Source organism: Psychroflexus montanilacus, from assembly GCF_020164535.1.
Taxonomy (GTDB): Bacteria; Bacteroidota; Bacteroidia; order Flavobacteriales; family Flavobacteriaceae; genus Psychroflexus; species Psychroflexus montanilacus.
In genome coordinates, this window is record NZ_JAIQZC010000001.1 from 536,493 (window position 1) to 555,899 (window position 19,407).

Below are 19,407 nucleotides of genomic sequence, written 5' to 3' on the forward strand. Positions count from 1 at the left end.
ATATGCCCAAACATCTCTGATAAAGAATCTGTAATCATTGGAGATAGTCCTCTGAAGATTTCTCCTTCAAACTAATAGAATATACCTGAACCTGTTGATTTATTTAAGTATGAAGGGTATTTGACTATGGACAGGACTCCAAATAGGCCAGATTGTACTGAAAAGCAAGAAGTCTGTATATCTATTTCATACCGACTTTTCCTATTCATGTCCAAACAACATAACATCAATAATTTATTTTTAGCCATCTTAATACAATGAATTTATATCGCTACTTTTTCTAAGTCTTTAAGGGTCTGGTATAAATTCCTTAATAAATCAATGTGATTGGCAATTTATAAAACGGTATCTAAAGTGGCATTTTTACCATTTTCGAATTTCTGTATGGTATATCTTGGTTTATGAACTTCCTAAATTCTAGCTCATAAAAGATCGCAGAGCGGTTTTAGAACTCAACGAGCGCCATGTTGAGCAAAATTTGAACGTCAACATGACGCATAGACAGATTAACAATCCTAGCTAAAGTAAGGACATGAATTGTTTCTTATCAAACTGGCAGTTCATTGGTCAATCATGTTGTATTCTCTTGTTATTTTTTTCAATCGAGTTAGATAAGCCTGTTCATAATTCCTTTTAAATTTATCTTTCAGAAAAGAACTTTGGATAAGCTTTTTGACTTCTTCTGTATGACTGGTCAGCAATTTGAAGTTTTGATCAATTAGCCTTTGAGATAGCCCAGCCATCAACCCAAGTTTATTAAATTGTTCATGAACTTTTCCGTGTGCATCTTTAGGTGGAAGTAAGCCATTACTGAGAGCGAAATCTCTATCATCAATATGCATGCGACTGTTTAGAAGATCGTAAGCTGGACTCAATTTAAAATCTCCAAAAGAAGTTTCTATCAGTGAAACATTCTTGTAATGGGCATCTCCATTGGACATTAAGTAATTAAATAAAATAAGCCTAAATAGTTTGGGAGCTTCTACAGGGTAAGCAGGAACATACTCTTTCATCAATTTAAATAGGTCCAAATAATTTCCATCGTATTTATAGTTTTCGCCGTGGGTTTGAGGTGTCAATTCAGCTATAGTAGCAAAATCTTCCTGGGCCCACTTGCTGCCATCTTCTCGAACATCAAATCGCTTAGTGATATAAGCTGGCGCTCCATTTTCAAAAAAGATCATGGCATTTTCAGCCGTTTCAATTTCAAAAACCTGACGTGCTATCTGCATGGTCAAATGTTCATTAGCTGGCATTTGATCTGCATTTTTACCAGCATTTGGAACAGGTTTTAAAATGTAAGTGCCTTGCTCCCCTTCTTGAATAAGTCGTAGTTTATTCTTCTCCAGTAAGACAGAAAACTTTTCTTGTACACCAGAGATGGAAAGTCGTTTGCGATTATCCACAAAAAGTTGATCTGTTTCTTCATCAGAATTCGGTGCAGTATAGGGTAAGATATGACTCACTTTTTTATTATAAAAAACACGCTTCATCGCAGTTCTACTGTAAGTACTGTGTCCCTTAGTCAGCGTACCAGGACAAAAATTTATCGAAGGCGTCTTCATCAGTCTTTAATATTTTAAGATTCTTACGGCTCCAATGGCATCAAATTTTGCAGTTGCCATTAAAATACCAAAATGGTCCTTTTCATCTATTCTCAAGTTGTAGCAAACCACTTGTTTATTGGTCCCCTCTGGTAACATATTGTAGAAAAAGGGAAATAAATAAGATGACCGAAATACCTCCTTATGTTTGGGGAGGGTCAAGCTTACTGGTGGCTTGGATTGGTTATCTAACCAATCTTTTTCATACCTAAATTCAAAGCTCCCATCATCAAGTTGAAAAAGTGTGCCAGCCCATTCATTTTTATAGATAACCTTCGCCCTTCTCATTTAATAACTTTTGGGGTTTTTACCTGCAAACTCACTTCCATTCCTAAAGCCTCTGAAAGTTTAGTCAAGGTTTCCAATGTTGGGTTTCCTTTACCACTTTCAAATTGTTTAAGGGCTCTTAGAGAGACCCCAGATAATTCTGAAAGTAAAGACTGAGTCACCTGAAGAGTTTCCCTCCTAGTTTTAAGCTGTTTTATAATTTTATCGTAGTGCATTAAAAAGCTCTTTTGAAAGCAAATATACATCATAAAATGATAACTAGGTTAAATAGTGTTTTAAAATACACTTTCCATTGAACTAATGCCTGAAATTAAAAAAGCAAAATCAAATAATGCATAACAATGCCCTTTTGGCGATATTATTTTTTACTAATTAGCTGGCCTCGTCACTTTATTCTCGAGTTTATAATAAAACTCACTTTGATTCCTTTTCAATACTTTTAGAATTCTTAAGTTTAAAATTAATTTAATCCTTAGAGCATCAGATAATTTTGTCTGGGCTTCATAACTTGAATTACCTTTTCTTTTTCACATACTACTTAAATGTTAATCTAGGTTTTCAGTAATATTAATAAGGACGTACTTTAATTTGAGCTTAAAAAATCTTTTAAACATCTGAACAATAAAGAAAATATTCAATCTATATCTGTATAATACAGTCGTGTAAATAAATCCTTATCGTTTAATTACCCTTTAAACGCTGAAGCCATGAGGTCCATCTCAGATTTTTTTATACCAATACGCTTTGCCTCTGATCTCCAATCTTTAATAACGGTCAACACCTCATTCAAAATCGTTTCCATATAAGCCTCATTTAGCCTAAAATACTTGCCAACACTTTTAGCTAAATCAAAGTTTAAAGCATTATCATCCATATCAATATTTAACGATAAACCGTCTTTTTCTATTGAAGGGTTTAAATCATAGGCTGGTGATAAAGTCCAACCTTTTTTGGTAAGTATAAAACCATGATTACGTAGATGGTCATCAGTATTGGAAATCCCAATATTAAATACAATGCGTCGCCAAAGTTGATGTAAATTAGATTCCACATCTACTCCATAATTTTCTATAAACTCTACAATTTCAAGATAACTTGGTACAGATTCCTTTATAATGTCTTCTGTATTTCCAGTCATTGTCATTGCTGAAGCAAAATGGATACGGCTTTTACCATCTCTATCAAAACGTCTGGTCAGAAAAGTATGGTGCTGACCACTAATCTTTTGTATTTTAGAATCTGACATCTGAATTCCTGCAGCAGTAGCTAGTTTATAGGCTAAAAATTCCCAAGCAGCCTTATCAATAGTATCCGATTTTGAGGGGAATTTTGCTATCCAAAGGTCTTTTTTTGAGTCAAAGATATTTGCCTTAGGTCGAGCTCCACCTAAAGAAGAACCTGGTGCTATCAATACGGCAATCCATTTTCTAAAGGCTTCACTTTGATCATCACTTTCCAGCTGGTAAGCAGCTTCTTGCAAATCTCCTAATGATGACCAAGGTGGTGTTGGAGTGTCTGTATTATTATCTAAAAAAGGACCTTCCAATTCAGTTTTGAACCTTAAGGCTCCCATTCTACTCTCGTCATAAACCCCAAGTAAGTAGTCTATTTCATAAAGTGTACGAGCCTTTTCATTCTTTGCTCTAGCATCTTGGGCAGCCCTTCGCTTCATTAAAGTCTTACCCCAGGTATCAGGCATACTATCTAAGAAAATACCGAAATTCTCTTTGTTATCAGGATATTGTGGACCTGAATAAAAATCAATGTCAGGATCCAGTAATCGTTTCGCATCGGCCTTTAACCAATCCTTATCATATTCAAAACTGAATGCTTTTTTACCTTTAGCGAATTGAGCTGAAAGTAGGCCTACCAATGTTGGTTTCTTTAAAGTTTCCCAATCTGCAAATACGTATATGTCGAATTTTCCTGTTGCCATTTAACTTATAATAAATTAAGATCTTGTAATTTTCTACCAAATTTATCATCTAGGCCTAACTTTAGAAAGTCATCTTGAAGATTGAACACTCTAAATACATTAAAATATAAACCAATTGCTACAGAAGGGTCACCTTTCTCCATACGATATAAGGTAGCTCTATGAATACCTGCACGTTCAGAAACTTGTTCAGCAGTCAGCTTTCTACGCTTACGCGCAAGCTTTATATTTTCACCTATTTGCTCAAATATTTTAAAATATTTAGGAAGAACTATAGCCTTTTTAGAATTCATATTATCGTTTATTTGCAACAAATATAACATAATTGTTGCAAATAAGCGACATTTGTAGTAAATTGGACTTCATATTAGTTAAATATAGATTTCGCTTCTCTATAAATCCTTTCAAAGTTCTTTTCCAATTCTTTCTGAGAAACCTGTTTAGATCTTGAGGGTAATTCTCGATTAATATGCTCTAGTGTAAATTGAACTTTTTTATCGATTCCATCTGCATACGTAATAAATTCCCCTTGCTTCAACCGAAAGAACACATCCGCTCGAATTTTTGGAATTTCCTTTTCACCCGTGGTCACTCTGGTATCAAAATCAAGGTTATGTCCCCTGCTTACACTTTTAGTGGGGTCTTTGATGATTTCAAAAAAGCGTTCGTAGTATTTGGCAGTATCTGGATCATTTACTTTTCCAAAGAACTGATAGGACAGATTACTTAAAATGGCTTTGCTCGCCTTATCCCCATACATCATATCGTTTTGGATCTTGTCCTGCATCACATATACCGTTGAGATATTATAGCTCCGAAGCGTCGCCGGAATGCGATGCATATTCAGTAAGCGTAGGGTGGGCGCTTCCTCCATCAGCAGAAAGGATGGCTTTGAGTGGCGTACACTCATTTGTTTAGTGATGGTATGCACCAGGGTTGCAATCACAGGAGAATAAGAGGTTTCAAACTTGGGATTATTAACAATGGAGATGATGGCAGGATTCGCTTCATTATTGATGTTTAGTGGCACTTCATCAGCAGACAAGGTCATAAAAATACGTTGAGTGCTAATACGCTTGAGGGCGTTGGCAAGGGTACTTTTAACACCAGCCGTTTGGCGTTCTGAATCCTTGCCACTGATAAACGCATCAGCCATAGCTCTTGAGGTTGTATTGGTTTTCAGAAATTGGACTAAGCTATCGGTATCGAGGTATTGATAGATCGCAATGAGATGAGGCAGTGTACAGAATTGAGGATAGTCCGTTTTAAGCTTCCAAATCAATCCACCAATCAAACCTTCGGCAGCATCATTAAAGAATTTAGTCGTCCCTGTGGTCCCCGATTCTCGTTGTTCCAAGAGGTTTTCAATCAACACCCTTGAGACTTCATTAACGCTCTCTTCATTCTCCAAATAACGCGGAGCAATGGGATTAACTCGATGATTGATGGTATCAAAAGAAATGATTTTAAATGGAATGTGACTATGTTTAAAAAGCGGATAAGCCATTTCAGTTAATTCAAAATCTTTGTAATCGTGAATAATACCACAAAAGCCGTGGGCCTGGAAGTGCTTTAATAAGCCATATACCACACTTTCAGTTTTACCACTACCAGCAGAGCCTATGACAGAAGCTCCTCGCTTAATATTGTCCAGCTTAAATTCTCCTTTAACGGTATTAAAATGAACCTGATATCTTTTCTCGGTAGAAGTAGAAGGAGTTTCCTTATGCAAAAAGACATACCAAACAGTATTGATCAACAAAAGCGGACAGACTACATACAAAGATACCAGCACCCAGGAATTATCATCTAATAAATAGATAAAGACAAGAACGATAACTACACAATTAATCAGAAAAGCATAGTTAGAGAAGCGGTATACGCCATAGAAAACCGCAGTAGTTAGAGCGATGATGATAAATATTAAGATTAAATTTTCCATTTGATTTAGATGCCTATAGAACTTGATTTAATAGCTATCTCTGCACCTCGTCTTAAGCGTTTAAAAACCCTAAGGGCGAGTTGAGCCTGACTTACGGGGATATTGGGCAACATGGGCACTCCCCTCTCCCGCATCAGTTTAAAAGCCATGGCTTTTTCGTTGCTGGGTAATTTCATCAACGAAGCAAAATAAAGTTTGGGATGATGGACAAATTCCTTTTTTGCTTTGTAGGTTTCTACGTAGTTGCGTTGATAGGCAAAGAGCCGGTCAAAGGTTTTTTCAGCCCGTTCATAGAACCGGTCCCGATCAAATCCACGTTTAATTTGTTTCCCGTGCATTTCAACAACAGAAGCTTTGTATTTGCTACCAGGAGAAAGACTATAGGAGTTGGAAGCATCTTTTCGACTGACGATGATATGGATGTGGCTCTGATCACCAGCTTTAAGCATACCTTGAACAATACGCTTACCATTTTGTTGATGTGGAGCTTGGCCCTCCAGGTCTGTAATCTTACGCTTTACAGCCTTAAGATCACCATCCCTTCTCCCCTCTTCAATTTGTCTTAATTCTGTTTTTAGGTCAAGGATTTTAGAAGCATAGGGTTGATTTTCTTTGATCTGCCAATCCGTCCCTTTAAATCGACGCTGATGTTCAATTTTAGCGAAGTATTTAATATCATCAACATGAATGGGGCGTCCGTTGATTTCTCGGTGGAAGGAGGCCGCATATTCCTTCATCAATTCACGCGTATAGCGTTTTAAATCTTCACTAGTATGCTCTAGTTTTCTTAACTCATACTTAGAAGGGCTTACAGTAATCGAATAGAATTTAGGCTCAGTTTTCTTGAGTTTAGCCGTGTTTGTGTCAATAGCTTTGATGACCTCATTTGCAGAAACCTTGTCTTCATGTTGACTGAAGAAATACTCTAGGTTAGAATCACCATTTGGTAAAGTAGTATCGGTTAAATCTAGGTTTTCCTTCTCAAGATAAGCCACAAAATCTGCAGAGCTTTGAGAATAGTTAGCTCCTAATGTTTGGGGTGTAATGCTTAAATACATGTTGAATTATTTAAGGGTTTAAATGCCTTATTTTTAAGATCCTAGATCCTTCTTTTCTTCTATGATTTTCTTTTCTACAATCAAAGGGGGTTTAGAAGGCTCTGAAGAATGATCTTCAGCCTGAAATAAAGATTCTAACATGGCCAGAGTAGGTTTAGTTTGACTCTTTTCCATATCCCGCATAATGGCAATGACCGCATTGATACGTTTCAAAAGTTTAGTCTCTAATGTTCTAGCTGAGGGCCCTAATTTTTCTTTAGGAGAGATCTCATTATCCTGGAAAAAGTCTAACATAGTTTCCAAAGCTTCAGTGTGAGATTTGAAGTGTTGACGTGAAAAGTTTTGAAAGCGTTTGGCCGTATCCTTTTTAAATCTAATGCCAGTAAAAGAGTTCATATCTCGCCGATTTGTCGCAAAAACTTCCCTAAACATGGGTGTTGTGAAGGTATTTGTCGCAAATTCCTGAATTCTAGAATTTTACTTGTTTCATAAAATACTAATTATCAGTCATTTAAAGACGAAAAAGAAACCGTAACATCGCATCGCGTGTTACCCTCTTGCTTTTCCTTTTCGTCCGCCAAGGCGGACAAAAATCCATACAATAGGGCTTCTGATTAACATCAGCAACCTATTGCCAGTTTAGAAAACTAATTTTTCCGAAATGTTAGTGTTCTCGCTTTAAGGATATCGGCGAAAGTGGAAAGTAGATACCCCTATTTAATTTCAATGCTGCTAATTCAGCATTTTAAAGATAATGCATTTTTCTGAAAATCAGAAATCAAGCCTTAAAAAAAACACCTCTAACTACCAGAGGTGTTTTAATAAATTGAACGTCAAAGGATGATTTGCATTAATATTCGCTAGGTAACATAAGCGTATCATTTACAAAAAATAAGCGCAATTCATCTAACGGAAAATCCGTAACAAAATAGCCGTGTTTTTCTAATAGATTGTCATTACCATCACTGTAGAGAATTATCGCCTCAGTATGAGATTCAATTTGTTCGGCTTTAGATAAGCGTTTAAAGTCAATGGTAATAAATTCGCTTTTGTTGATTAAGCTCTTTGCGATCACTGAAGTATCGGTTATCAGCCAAAAACAGTCAGCAACTTCCGATAGATACTTTACTCCATCTGTGAATCTGGTTTTAAAGAGCGGGAGTTGATAGAACATTTCTGTCCCAATAAAAGACTTCAATTGATCCTGGATCAGTTTAGCTTTTGAGGTACTCTCTGAAGACGACGAACGGTGTTGGTGTTGATTATTTGATGACATGGTTTTGTAATTTAAGGTTTAAGTTTAAAAGAAAAAACGAGGACACCGGTCAAGACCATGCCCTCGTTTAGGTTCATTATTTACTGGTCAGTGTTGCTGCCAAGTAAAAGGATCTCATCAGCGACAACTTCAGTCACATAGCGTTGAGCGCCTTCATCAGTGGTGTAGGTTCTCGATTTAAGCTTTCCCGCTATCCCTACTTCTTTACCTTTGTGGAGGTAGTTCTCTACAATGTCTGCTGTCTTACCCCAAGCAACAACCGTATGCCAATTGGTGTCGGTTTGTTTGTCGCCTTGATTGTCTTTGTAATAGGCGTTGGTGGCAAGTGAGAAGCGGGCTACTTTTTTACCGCTTTCGAGGTTCGTAATGCTTGGCTCTCCGCCAAGGTTTCCAATTAACTGTACATGATTTTTTAAAGTACTCATAATTAAAAGATTTAAGAGCCTGTGTGTATGCAGGCAGATTAATAATTCCCCTGTAGGTTTAAAACAGATTAAATTTTAAGGGGTGTTTGTTCTTTTCTTCCGTGCATAGCACAATGGATCAAGTGGGTTTTGTCAAGGCTTTTAGGAAATAAATCAGGAGTGTCTGCGACGTGGAAAAACCAGCCTGACTAAAGGCAGGATGGTTTTCGAGGAAGTAGAAACCTTATTTGTGGACTAAAACTCGTATAGCCTTGACAAGTTCCATAAGCGCCTTAGCCATGCTTTTTAGACCACTTAAGAGCAGAGCGTACGGATAAGTTAAGCGAGGTGAATAAGGGGGATAAACCTAGAATGGGTTAGTCGCTACCTGTTTTTCGACGACCCGAAAAACAAAGAAGGCTTGATCCATTAAAAACCCCTTAAAATGGACCAGCCAGCGCTTGGATGTTTAGAGATGTTCAAGTGAGGCCAGAAGAAGTCCTCACCGAACATCTGGTTAAGAACATCCAAGCGCTTGGCGTTCCTATTCAAAAAAGCGGACGTGTCTGTTTTTTGTAACGAAATGGAGTGTCCCAACCAGTCCCGAGGTTTTGGGACGGTTGGGTTAGCGACATGAAGGAAGCAAAACAACAGATAGGTCCAAGAGCACTAGTGAAGCTCTTTTACTGTCATGGAGCTTTGGCGGAATATAAGGGAATGGGCTGAGCGTTTAGGCAAAATATTTAAGATAATAAGTGCATAATCTATATCTAGTATTTAGGATATGACAAATGATCAGGAATTTGAAGAGTTTCACAATAAGTATTAAGAGATAGGCAATATAAAAAGATGCTTAAAACCATGAATAAATTTTCAATCATAGGGACATGCTTTACATAATAAAAAAAGATGCTTTGTAAAAAGTGTTTTTTTTAGGAGTTACATTTTATAAACTGACAAATTTTACATCTTGAACTGAAACATTGAACTGTAGCCTCCCTCTCTATGTCTCCTTTCTCAAAGCCTATCAGAATGTTTCAATTATATAAGAAATAGTTTTAATCGTATAAGAGTTTACTTGGGACAAGTAAGGACCTTCACACTATTGTTTTTATTCAACTCAAACTAAATAAAACTAAATAATTAATCATTACACAAATATTAAGAACATGAAAAAAATAATTACTTTCTGTGTCATAGTTCTACTAGGAGCAAATTCACAGGCTCAAATGAAAGATGTAACCGTAACCTTGCAACCTACCGCAAGTTATAACTGGTTCGACAATAACGCCGCCATTGAGGATGGTCTTATGTATGGAGGAAGAGTGGGATTTGGTTTTGGTGAAGCAATTGAACTAAGAGCGGTATATGAAAAGTCTGCAGATTTAAAGAACACGGTAGATGGCTTTGATGCTTTTTCAGATGATTTTGTTAATAATTTCACCTCACGTAGCGTAGATATTGAGCGTGTTGGGGGTGAATTTAAAGCCAACATCCCAACACGAGGTACTTTTGTACCTTATTTGACTGTAGGTGCAGGTGTTCAGACATTAGAATTTGATATTTCCGAAGTAGGAGAACCCTCTAATGATCAAAAGCTGAAGCAAATCTATGGGAATTTAGGACTTGGTACACAAATCAAATTAAGTGATAGGTTATTTTTCAATTTAGAAGTAAAGAATACTGTCTTCAATTTGAATCCCGCATCAGTGCTATTTCAAGAAGGACAGGACCCCTCAGAATTTGAAGACCTACTGGGTGATGACAACAACAGCCGTATGTACAACTGGTCGGTATTGGCTGGTTTACAATTATATCTAGGCGGCCGAAGCCCAGAAGACTATAGTGATTTGGATAGAGCATACTACAACAAGTATTCAGGAGGTCTAAGTGGCTTCAAACTAATCGTAGAACCGGTTGGTGCTTTTGTAAATTTTGATAGCGACAGTAATTTTGCGAATTCTTATTTTATTGGTGGTAAAGTCGGTTTTGATTTAAACCAATACGTTGGTATAAGAGGTTTTTATTATCAAGCCACCAAAAACGAAGAGATTTCTACAGACTGGGATAATTTGGCAATATATGGCGCTGATTTTGTCGCCAAATTAAATGTTTCTCGTGGTTTAGTGCCTTACATAACAGTTGGTGGTGGTTATCTGAATGCATATAACAGTTACACAGGTAATGACGGTATTAATGGAGCAACTTCCAGTTTTTTTGCTAAAGGTGGTTTGGGTTTAAATATACCTTTAACCAGAAATCTTGAAGCCTTTGGTGATGCAAGTTTATTGTACACTTCAGAACGTGGAACTTCAGATCTACAAAATACCGTAACACCAGAGGAGCTAAGGCAGCACGTTATGTATACAGTTGGTCTTCGTTTTCAGTTAGGTAAAAAAGCTGATGACACAGACGAAATTCTTGAAAGTAAAATAGATCGTCAAGTAGAAAACAGAACTCAAGCATATCAAAATCGTATAGATGAGTTGGAATCAGAATTGTCTGAAGCCTATAAAAATAACGATACCAGAAAGGCAGTGAAAATTATTGAGGAGAAAAAAGAACTGGAACGCATTCAGAAGTCTGATCCTAAAATGAAATCTTTTGAAGAGAAGGGTATTCAAGAATCTAAAGTAGAGATGACTCCTAAAGAACTTGAGGAATTAATCGAAAAAGTGATACAAGGTGTTGATAAAGAATCGCGCAGACCACAGACGATTGAGGATCGTATGGATCGATTAGAGCGTTTATTACTAGAGCTTAACACTGGGGTTTACAATCAAAATCTTGCACCAGTCCGTCAAGAAGATGCCTCACAAAAAGTTATGGATATGCTGAAAGAGCTTGACAGAAAGATAGATGATAATGCTGACAGAATTAGAGAAATGCAAGGTTCTCTCGAAAATCAGAATCAAAATCAGGGTAAAACAACTGTAATAACAAGCGGACAACAAACTCCCACAAGCACGCTTTCAACGGCACAGCCATCAAAAACTACAGTTCAAACAGACAAAGATGATAATACTATAATTCAAACTGAAAATGCATCAGGAGGTGTTGCGAGTGGTTTAGTAATCAACGAGGGGTTATCTCTTTTCACTGGAGTAGCTGTGGCGAATGATGCCTCTATGATTATTGGAGTAAGAGGGAATTATGCCTTTACCAATTCACCATTTAAATTTATGCCAGATTTTTATTTAGCCCCAGGTAAGAATACTGGATTTGGAATAAATGCTAACGTTGTGATTCCTTTTAATATTGATTCGGGTGTGATTTTGAACCCATATGCTGGTCTAGGTTTAGGTTATAATGATGTTGCAGGCGAAAGTACATTTAGTCCTAATCTGATCTTAGGAACATCCTTTAATGTTTTAGGCGGTCAGTTATTTGCAGATTATACTGCTCATAATTTCATCGATATTCATAGAATCTCTGTTGGATATAAATTTAAATTTTAATAAAATGCTACAATTAAACGAGAAAAATAAAATAAGGTCATTTTTGGTTGTGATATGCATATTATTTACAGCTAGTCTTTTCTCGCAAAGCGAAAAGGCTTCTAAAAAAAGCACCGTAATAATGACGGAATCGGAATTGACTTCGTTTCTGAGCAGCATTGGAGATGCAAGACGCACAGAGTTAAATGAAAGAGAAGGTGATCAACAAAAAAAGTATTTAGCCGAGCTTAGGTTGAAACACCAGGATCATTCTGAGATTAGCAGTGGTGCATACGACAATGCATCCTATCAACGAATTTTACAAGAACTACGTTATCTGAACCAAAGAATTGATGATTTAAGTCCTTATAGTACTGCATCACCTAAGAGTAGAGATGATTCTACAATTATCCTGTCTAACAATTCAGCCCCTGGTTCTTTAAATCAACCAAATGAGCGCAGCGCTCCAATTGTAATTCCATCAAATAGCAATTTGATTAAAGAATTAGAGAGTAGAATTGATTCTTTAAAAAATGCTCAAATGAAAAATGCTGAATCGAAACGTGTTGGATTGAATAATGCAGACGATAATTTGAATATTATGAAAGAAAATCTTGTTGAAGTAAGACGACAATTGGATAGTTTGGAATCTAAATTCATTGCGGGCAATAAGTTATCAAAAACAGAAGATCTAAGGGAAGAAAAAACCTATTTTAAACAACAGGTATATTTCGACAATAATTCAGAAACTATAAAAGCTGAATTTTATCCAAACATTCAAGACCTTACCCAGATTTTAATTGACTATCCAGAAGCTAAGGTCTTACTTGAGGGTTGGGCAAGTCCTGTTGGAAAAGTCAATCATAATAAAGCACTTTCTATGCGCAGGGCTGAAGCTGTAGAGCAAGCTTTAATAAATAATAGTATAGACAAGACACGCATTCTCATCTCTTTTAGAGGTGAAGATAAAACCTCATTAGAAGCAAATGCAAGACGCGTCGACATGTCTATAATTGTAAGGTAAATTCTTATTGCTCTGACTTGTTTTTTTAATAATAGAGTGGGTTTTTTACATTAAACAATTGACAGTTCTACTTTAACAGATTAAAAAAATAGTTTTCCTGATTGTCAACAGGTTCATCAACTGTTATGCTTCCATTTTCAATTCTAAAATTATACCCGTTATTGTAGTTCAGCTTTCAAAACATGACTTTAATCATGTCTTACTGTCACAGTATTAATTAATTTTAATTATTCTAAATAATAATAACTATGAAAACAGCCTCATTGACTCAAGACCTCGAATTCAATAAAGAAAAACCGTTAACCAGAGTATTATTTGAAACTGAATTTACCAAAGAAATCAGAATTACCATGCATAAAGGCACGATAATGAAAGAACATAAAACATCTTTTCCCATCGTTATTGAAATTTATGATGGTGAAATATATTTGGGTGTCAATGGAGATATTAAACATATGGCAAAAGGAGACCTCATCGCCTTAGAATCAAATGTGCCTCACGACTTAAAAGCAAAAAAAAATAGCATTGTTCGACTAACATTAACCAAGCAAGATAAATCTGAGCGTATTCAAAAAATTGTGAATAACTAAAAATATACATTATAAACAACTCTTTTGTAGCTAGTTGAAACATTATGCTAAATCAATTCCTAAATATCTATAAAGAAAGAGTCAGATTGCAGTTGAAAATTAAGCATCGTTGTATAAACTTACTCACTTAACTAGATAGCATCTATTTAACCCGTGCTATATAACTGCAGTATCCCAGTGAGTATTAAAATATAATCCAACAAGAACTAAAAAGATACTTCCGCATTTTATTTAAAATGTTTGTATCAATATTTAAACTTCAAAATAATGCGCCATTGAAAATCATTCCATCGTTCTGCTAATAAAGCATTAAACCTTAATCTCCTTCCTGTCAGATCTAAGCAGATATTTACGATCTAAACAATTTAGATCGAGGAGGTCTCTATCCATTAGCTAATATGAAGTTAGATAATACATAAAGATAGAGACTTATAAATATATAATTGACTGAAATTTAACACTTTAAATAAAAACTTTTTTTCAAATTTTAACTAAATATTAAAAATAAATCATCTTAAGTCATTGATTTCGTGCATTTTATAATTATACTTGTTAAGTATTAGCTTTTGTAATATAAATCATATCCCTTACAATGCATTTTAACTGAAAGACCTCACTACCTTTAATAAATTTCTGACTTCTTATTAATTGTAATTTATACTGATATGAAACTCTATCTAAAATTTGACATCTACTCAATTAGCAATAAGATAATAGAGGATACCTTTTTAGAGCTAGGTTTAAAATACAAAATTTTAGACTTAGGTGAAATAGAGCTTTTACAAAAAGTAACACCTCAGCAATTTAAGGACTTGAACCAAGCCTTAAATAAATATGGAATTGAAGTTGTAGAAAACCCAAAAGTAGTTTTGGTTCAAAAAATTAAAGATGCTATTAAAGAACTCATTTTTAATGAAGATTCGTCTCTAAATATCAAAAGTTCAGTGTACTTGTCAGAAAAATTAAGTCACAGCTATGGATATCTTTCCAAGATATTTACTGATGAAACACATTCCTGCGTTGAGCAGTATACCATAATTCAAAAAACAGAATATGCCAAACATCATATTTTAAATACGGAATTGAACCTATCCGAAATCGCCTTTAAACTTAATTATTCTAGTCTAGCGCATTTAAGTTCACAGTTTAAGAGCGTAACAGGCTTAACTCCTACTGCCTTTCAACGCATCATTTTAAAAAGAAAAAATGATGCTTGACAAAAAACTAAACCATGAAAACCTAAGTTATGTATAACGATTACATCAATATAATTCTCGCCGACGACGACGATGATGATATTCTTTTTTTCACCGATGCCTTTGAAAATTTGAAAATTAAAACTAAGGTCAAGGTTTTTAAAGATGGAATTGAACTTATGGACTACTTAACTACTGAAGACGCCTTGATGCCTGATATACTTTTTTTGGACTTAAATATGCCTAAAAAGTCTGGATTAGAGTGTTTAATTGAAATTAAAGATAATCCAAAAATGTCTGAGATTGTCGTTGCTATTTATTCTACATCAGCCTCCGAGGAAGATATTGAAAAAACATTTGTACTCGGTGCCAACATCTACATAAAAAAACCAGCTGATTTTATAAAACTCAAAAAGGTACTTTCAAAAGTTGTATCGATTAACTGGCAATACCACACCAACAATTTGAATAAGAATAGCTTTTTACTGCGCCTATAATGAGGTTTGAAAATTATTTAAAGTCTGAAGTATCACTGAAAGCTATCCTCATTTTGAGCGTCTTTATTATTCTTTTAATTGGTGGCTTTACATACAAGTATATAACCAACTTAACGTATTCGCAGAAACTGGTTAATCAAACCTATAATGTCAATCTTCAATTAAAGCAATTAGTTTCTCAACTAAGGCGAGCTGAAAATTTGCACAAAAACTACATTTTAACGAAAGACGCGTATTATGTCAATACCTATTTAGACACTAAAAAAAGCGTAAACACGACAGTTCAGGAACTCAACAACCTCATTGGCGCAACAAACCAACAAAGCCAAAACTTAAAAACTTTAGACCAATTGATTAATGATCTTTATCTCCATTTTTCTAAAATCAATACGTTCACAGAAAACGATTCAGTCGATACGAAAATCTATAATTCACTCTATTATGAAGAAAGATTAATAATGAATGACATTATAAATCAAACTGATATAATGTACAATAAAGAGAACGAACATCTCATTACGACATACCAGAAAGAAGAAGAATACACGAATTATATAGAGTTTACACCACTGTTTTATTTTTTGACTCTACTGGTTATTCTTATGTTCATAGTCATGGCTTACATTAAAATCAGTAATGATCTAAAATTAATAAAAGCAAAAAATGAACTCCTTTTGATCTCCAAAGAATCTTCAAACCAATCTGAAATTATAGGTAAATACGGTAATTGGATCTGGCATGTGGAGGCAAATACATTTCAATATTCTGACAATCTTTATAGGATGTTAGGAGAAGAGCCCAATGCTTTTGAAGCATCTCCTCATAATTTTTTAAAATTCGTTCATCCTGAAGATGTCCAAAAACTCACTGACGGATTAAACAAAATGATGGATTCGAAGGAGTTACCCTTTATCAATTATAGAATTATAGAAAAGAATGGTTCCATAAAATATTTAAAAGCTTATGCAAAATCGATATATGGATTAGACGGGCAAAAAAGGGTACTCGGAACGACAACAGATATTACCGAAGAAACTAAAAACTTGTTAGTGTTAGAGGAGCGAAATCTAGAACTTGAACGCAATAATAAAGAGCTTACGGCCTTTAATTATGCTGCTAGTCATGATTTGCAAGAACCCTTGCGGAAAATTCAAACGTTTGTATCTAGACTTCAAGAAAAAGAAATGCTTAACATCTCTGCTACAGGTATTCAATATTTTGAGGGTATAAAATCAGCTGTCGTTAGAATGCGCTTATTGATAGATGATTTAATTCATTTTTCTAAGGCAAACAAACCTCATGAAGTCTATGTTCGTAAGGATTTAAACACACTTTTTGAAAATGCAAAAAAAGATTTAGCTGAAATTATTGAAGAAAAAAAGGCTGAAATAATCACAGATAAATTACCAGAGGCAAGGATTATAGCTTTTCAAATACAGCAATTGTTTTCAAACCTGCTAAGCAATTCCCTTAAGTATAGTAAAAAAGATACCTCACCTATTATAAAAATTAACTATTCAAAAGTAATATCTGCCGCTGAATCTCACTTATCCAAAGCAGTGGAAGGAAGTTACCATAAAATAACCGTTACTGATAATGGTATTGGTTTTGAGCAGAAGTATTCCAATAAAATATTCGAACTTTTCACAAGACTTCACAATAAGCAAGACTACTCTGGAACAGGCATTGGGCTTTCCATTTGCAAGAAGATAGTTGAAAATCACAAAGGCTATATTTTTTCTAAAGGGGAAAGTAATATAGGTGCGGTCTTTACGATTTATATTCCAATCCATCCTTAAACAAATAAGAAAACCTACCTGATTATTTACGATATGTGGGCTTACTTCTAATATTAAGTGTAGAAAATAAACTTCACAGAATGCTTTTATATAACAATCTGACAAAATTCTATAACATAAGAGGTTAAGAAGTACCTCACCTTTGTTACACATTAATTTTTAATAATTTAAAACATATAAACCATGGGAAATCTACTGTACATAATAGCCGTAATCTTGTTAATAGGTTGGGTTTTTGGATTCTTTGTCTATAGCGTAGGATCTCTAATTCACATTTTGCTTGTAATTGCAATCATCGCTATAATATTTAATGTTATTAAAAAGGCTTAGCGAATTTGGTAAGAACACACATTTAAAAATTGTTATTAAAACAAATCATAACGAACTGAGTCAACAATAAAATAAATCTTAAATCCAAAAATTATGAAAACAAATGTATTAGACGTTTTAGCCGGAATTGGTATTGGAGCCTTAATTGGGATATTGTACGCACCCGAAAAGGGAACAACTACAAGAAATAAAATTAAGGACAAATCGCGTGATGTAAAAGACCTTATCGAAGAAGAATTTGATGATTTTATCGATGCTGCCTCTAAAAAGTACAATTCAATTGTAGAAAATGGAGAATCCATTTTAGACGAAGGGGATGAATATATTCAGAAAGAAATGAAAAGAGCAAAATCTAAAGCAGAAGCAAGATTAAAAGAGTCACAAAATTCCTAATGACATGGACAACTCAGCAAATAGCATAGAAATGCTTTTTGATAAAGCAAAGATATTCGCAGAAACAAATCTTAACTTGCTGACGCTTAACGTTATTGACAAAGTTGCGGAAGTTCTATCAAGCTTTGCCTCTCGGATTTTTATTGCTTTTGCTGTGACCATGTTGACCTTGTTTCTTAACGTAGCAATTAGTCTATATGTTGGTGAGCAATTGGATCATTATTATTTAGGTTTTTTGATAGTTTCTGTTTTTTATTTGATAGTAGCCATTGTATTGTTTGCTTTTAGAAAAAACCTTATAGAAACGCCCATAGCCAATTTAATTATCTCCAAATTATTACTGTCAAAAAAGTCGGGGACATCTTTGGCTGATAAATTTAAAAGGAATGGAAATGAGCCAAGCTAAAAATCAAATTAAAACTTTAGATGATACAGTGACTTGTCTAAAGCATAGAAGTGAATTCCAATTTACAGATTTAAAAAAACAGCTGTCTAAAACTGTTGATGACTATAAACCGGTGAATATTATAAAAGAAGTCGTCAAGGACCTCGGAGGGTCTGCAATTCAAAAGAACAATATTTTAGAAACTCCCATTAGTTTAATGGGTGGCTATTTTTTAAAGAAAATTGTGGTTGGTAAATCCAAAACTCTAACTAGAACTTTAGTAGGATATGCTTTACAATTTGTAGTGTCAAACTTTATTTCAAAAAAATTGAATACAATCACTACCCATAAAAAAACTATAAACAATACTTAAAAACTAAAAACAATGAATTTAATAAAAATATTAATCGCAAGCACAGTTATGGTTGCTGTTATGACTTCATGTGATGAATCGCCAGATTCTATTGCACAAAAAAAAGTGGATAACTACAGTTCTTATGTAGATTCAATAAGCAAAGTTGAAACAAAAGATATTGCAATGAATTGGGAAGCTGTAAAGGCCAACCACAGAACTTATAAAATGGATGCCAATAATGCCCTTTCAACGATTAATAATGATTCTGAAATGCAAAACACTATTGATAAAACAAGCAAAAAGTTTGAGGATTTCAAATTAAAAATGAAAAAAGAAATCACTGAAAAATCTGCATCAAATTCAAAACAGATGATTCGTAAAACTCTACTAGGTAAAGATTTTGATAACACTGATATTAGTTATACTTGGATCAATAAAAACAATATTTTAGGTGTTTATCAAAATTTTGTAAATACAGTTATAGAAAACAAAGACTCTTACACAAGAGAACAGTGGGATGAGATTAAGTTGATGTACGAGGGTATCGATTCAAGAAAAAACACAGTAGAAAATGAGGGGTTAACTGGTGAGGACAATAGAAAAATAGCTGCATTAAAATTAAAATTTGCACCGATGTATACCTTTAACAGAATGGGTGCTAAATCTGAAGAAAACGAAGCTGCTAAACAATAGATTCATACAATAGATTTCAAAAGAAACTTTAAGTCACTGTTTGATGAGGATTCAAACACTGGAGTAGAACTATCAGTCTACAATATTAATTGGTACTTATTAGACGAGAGCGATATATATAGAACTTCAGATCATTAGCAGTTTTATTTCACTACTGATTGATCTGTTAGGCAAATCTCACTACTCCAAACATTCCGTCA

The 19,407-nt window shown here is 34.6% G+C and carries 21 protein-coding genes; 11 read left to right on the forward strand and 10 right to left on the reverse strand.

Annotated elements, in window-relative coordinates:
• Nucleotides 1-560: 560 nt before the first annotated feature.
• The 10 genes from LB454_RS02540 to LB454_RS02585 all read right to left on the reverse strand — a co-directional run bounded on the left by LB454_RS02540 (nt 561) and on the right by LB454_RS02585 (nt 8,529).
• On the reverse strand, nt 561-1,565 hold the full coding sequence (locus LB454_RS02540; protein ID WP_224462795.1) for a type II toxin-antitoxin system HipA family toxin: 1,005 nt from the start codon (nt 1,563-1,565) through the stop codon (nt 561-563).
• A gap of 6 nt (nt 1,566-1,571) precedes the next feature.
• Nucleotides 1,572-1,892: a HipA N-terminal domain-containing protein gene (locus tag LB454_RS02545; protein WP_224462797.1), complete on the reverse strand. Its 321-nt coding sequence runs from the start codon at nt 1,890-1,892 to the stop codon at nt 1,572-1,574.
• Complete coding sequence (locus tag LB454_RS02550) at nt 1,889-2,107, reverse strand: helix-turn-helix domain-containing protein (RefSeq protein WP_224462799.1); 219 nt, start codon at nt 2,105-2,107, stop codon at nt 1,889-1,891. Before LB454_RS02550 ends, LB454_RS02545 begins: the two co-directional genes overlap by 4 nt.
• A gap of 470 nt (nt 2,108-2,577) precedes the next feature.
• Nucleotides 2,578-3,828, reverse strand: coding sequence for a type II toxin-antitoxin system HipA family toxin (locus tag LB454_RS02555; RefSeq protein ID WP_224462801.1), 1,251 nt, complete (start codon nt 3,826-3,828; stop codon nt 2,578-2,580).
• A gap of 5 nt (nt 3,829-3,833) precedes the next feature.
• Entirely contained in the window at nt 3,834-4,121 is a 288-nt protein-coding gene (locus LB454_RS02560) for a helix-turn-helix domain-containing protein (RefSeq protein WP_224462804.1), read from the reverse strand.
• A gap of 74 nt (nt 4,122-4,195) precedes the next feature.
• A complete protein-coding gene (locus LB454_RS02565; RefSeq protein WP_224462806.1) occupies nt 4,196-5,770 on the reverse strand; it encodes a type IV secretory system conjugative DNA transfer family protein in 1,575 nt (524 codons plus the stop codon).
• 5 nt (nt 5,771-5,775) lie between these two features.
• A complete protein-coding gene (mobB, locus tag LB454_RS02570) occupies nt 5,776-6,828 on the reverse strand; it encodes a MobB family relaxase (RefSeq protein ID WP_224462808.1) in 1,053 nt (350 codons plus the stop codon).
• Between the two features lie 33 nt (nt 6,829-6,861).
• Entirely contained in the window at nt 6,862-7,224 is a 363-nt protein-coding gene (locus tag LB454_RS02575) for a BfmA/BtgA family mobilization protein (RefSeq protein WP_224462811.1), read from the reverse strand.
• Nucleotides 7,225-7,678: 454 nt separating this feature from the next.
• Nucleotides 7,679-8,104: a DUF6876 family protein gene (locus tag LB454_RS02580; protein ID WP_224462813.1), complete on the reverse strand. Its 426-nt coding sequence runs from the start codon at nt 8,102-8,104 to the stop codon at nt 7,679-7,681.
• 80 nt (nt 8,105-8,184) lie between these two features.
• Nucleotides 8,185-8,529, reverse strand: coding sequence for a single-stranded DNA-binding protein (locus LB454_RS02585; RefSeq protein WP_224462815.1), 345 nt, complete (start codon nt 8,527-8,529; stop codon nt 8,185-8,187).
• Between the two features lie 1,148 nt (nt 8,530-9,677).
• Between LB454_RS02585 and LB454_RS02590 the strand changes: the two genes are divergently transcribed.
• The 11 genes from LB454_RS02590 to LB454_RS02640 all read left to right on the forward strand — a co-directional run bounded on the left by LB454_RS02590 (nt 9,678) and on the right by LB454_RS02640 (nt 19,207).
• Nucleotides 9,678-11,966, forward strand: coding sequence for an outer membrane beta-barrel protein (locus LB454_RS02590; protein WP_224462817.1), 2,289 nt, complete (start codon nt 9,678-9,680; stop codon nt 11,964-11,966).
• A gap of 121 nt (nt 11,967-12,087) precedes the next feature.
• Nucleotides 12,088-12,969, forward strand: coding sequence for an OmpA family protein (locus LB454_RS02595; RefSeq protein WP_224462819.1), 882 nt, complete (start codon nt 12,088-12,090; stop codon nt 12,967-12,969).
• Nucleotides 12,970-13,217: 248 nt separating this feature from the next.
• Complete coding sequence (locus LB454_RS02600; protein WP_224462821.1) at nt 13,218-13,559, forward strand: cupin domain-containing protein; 342 nt, start codon at nt 13,218-13,220, stop codon at nt 13,557-13,559.
• Between the two features lie 665 nt (nt 13,560-14,224).
• Nucleotides 14,225-14,776, forward strand: coding sequence for a helix-turn-helix domain-containing protein (locus tag LB454_RS02605; protein ID WP_224462823.1), 552 nt, complete (start codon nt 14,225-14,227; stop codon nt 14,774-14,776).
• Nucleotides 14,777-14,805: 29 nt separating this feature from the next.
• Entirely contained in the window at nt 14,806-15,252 is a 447-nt protein-coding gene (locus LB454_RS02610; RefSeq protein WP_224462825.1) for a response regulator, read from the forward strand.
• Nucleotides 15,252-17,051: an ATP-binding protein gene (locus tag LB454_RS02615; RefSeq protein WP_224462827.1), complete on the forward strand. Its 1,800-nt coding sequence runs from the start codon at nt 15,252-15,254 to the stop codon at nt 17,049-17,051. The genes LB454_RS02610 and LB454_RS02615 overlap by 1 nt, the downstream gene beginning before the upstream one ends.
• A 183-nt stretch (nt 17,052-17,234) precedes the next feature.
• On the forward strand, nt 17,235-17,381 hold the full coding sequence (locus tag LB454_RS14090) for a lmo0937 family membrane protein (protein WP_224462830.1): 147 nt from the start codon (nt 17,235-17,237) through the stop codon (nt 17,379-17,381).
• A 93-nt stretch (nt 17,382-17,474) separates the two neighbouring features.
• Nucleotides 17,475-17,774, forward strand: a complete 300-nt coding sequence (locus tag LB454_RS02625) for a YtxH domain-containing protein (protein WP_224462832.1) — start codon at nt 17,475-17,477, stop codon at nt 17,772-17,774.
• Between the two features lie 4 nt (nt 17,775-17,778).
• A complete protein-coding gene (locus tag LB454_RS02630; protein WP_224462834.1) occupies nt 17,779-18,180 on the forward strand; it encodes a hypothetical protein in 402 nt (133 codons plus the stop codon).
• The gene (locus LB454_RS02635; RefSeq protein ID WP_224462836.1) at nt 18,167-18,532 is read left to right on the forward strand and encodes a hypothetical protein; all 366 of its coding nucleotides are present in this window, start codon (nt 18,167-18,169) and stop codon (nt 18,530-18,532) included. The genes LB454_RS02630 and LB454_RS02635 overlap by 14 nt, the downstream gene beginning before the upstream one ends.
• Before the next feature lie 12 nt (nt 18,533-18,544).
• Nucleotides 18,545-19,207 (forward strand): hypothetical protein, encoded by a 663-nt coding sequence (locus LB454_RS02640; RefSeq protein WP_224462839.1) that lies wholly within the window; start codon nt 18,545-18,547, stop codon nt 19,205-19,207.
• The last annotated feature ends 200 nt before the right edge of the window (nt 19,208-19,407 follow it).